The sequence below is a fragment of the Streptomyces sp. NPDC003379 genome, from assembly GCF_053589195.1.
The window spans coordinates 1-1,196 of record NZ_JBSFRK010000135.1 but is presented as its reverse complement, the minus strand read 5'-3'; the positions used below and the strand labels follow the sequence as shown (position 1 = coordinate 1,196).

Annotated in this window: 1 protein-coding gene and 1 pseudogene; both read right to left on the bottom strand. The window is 70.2% G+C overall.

Going from position 1 to position 1,196, the window contains the following annotated elements; genetic code table 11:
• The coding region (locus tag ACWDVB_RS40300; protein ID WP_451612072.1) for a transposase at positions 1 to 500 on the bottom strand (500 nt) is incomplete at its 3' end.
• Positions 501 to 625: 125 nt separating this feature from the next.
• A pseudogene (locus ACWDVB_RS40295) lies at positions 626 to 1,196 on the bottom strand (IS630 family transposase); the annotation flags it as partial.

The window sequence follows — 1,196 nt, the reverse complement described above, 5'->3', positions numbered from 1 at the left end:
GCGAGGTCGCGGTCCATGAAGGCGGCGTGGTCGGCCTGCCACTGCTGGGTGAGCCGGGTGATGGTCGCCGGGGAGAGCCCGGCCGAGCTGCCCAGGAACTGCTCCAGCGCGGGCACGAAGTCCCCCGAGGACAGGCCGTGCAGGTAGAGCAGGGGCAGCACCTCGCTGATCTTCGGGGACTTGCGGCACCAGGGCGGCAGGATCGCCGAGGAGAACCGCTTGCGCTCGCCCGTCCCGGCGTCGACGCGCTTGTCGTTCACGCGCGGTGCCCGCACCTCGACCACCCCGGCCGCGGTGGTGACCTTCCTCGCTTGGTGGTAGCCGTTGCGGACGACCAGGCGCCGGCCCGTCGCATCCCGCTCGTGTGCCAACTCGGCTATATAGGCGTTGACTTCGGCTTCCAGCGCGGCGGCGAGCATCCGCCTGGCGCCTTCACGGACGATCTCGTCGATCAGGGAGCCGTTCGGCGTGGTGCCGTCGTCGTTGACTACGCTGAGCACGGGCGTGCCTTCCCGACCGGTGCTGCGAACACCGGCCTACTCAATGACCATCAGTCGATCACTCGGGAAGGTACGCCCTCCGCGTGCTCCCCGACCTCCATCCACAGGTCTTGAGCATTGCTCGCGCGGGGGCGGTGGATGAGGCGGCTGTTCTCGCCGGGTTTGTAGCAGCACAATGCGGCGACCGAGGTGCGGCGGCGGGACCTGCCGCGGACGCGAATGACGGGGGTCTGCCCGCGCCCGCCCCAGGTGCGGGCGCGGGGAGGAGTCATCGAGAACCCGGCCTCGTCCTCGAAGACGATCCAGGCACCGGACGCCGCCGCGAGTCTTTTACCTGCGGCCAGACCTCCCTCTTCCACAGCTCCACCGCGTGCTCGTCGCGTTCGAGTGCTCTGCGGGCGGGTGCCTGCCAGGACCAGCCGTGCCGTTTCAGCAGCCGCCAGACCGTCGCCACCGACAGGCTCACCCGCAGACGCCGGCGGATCACCGTCTGCACCCGCGCCAGGGTCCAGCGTTCGTCTTCGAAGCCGTGAGCTGCCGGTTGCTTGCCGAGTTCTTCCTCGAGCACGGCGAACTGCCCGTCTGTGACGGTCGGGGAGTTCGCCGGACCCGCCGAGCGCAGGGCCTCCATGCCGCCCTCCCGCCAGGCACGACGCCAGCGCTCCACCGACCGCACACTCACCCGCAGATCCTTCG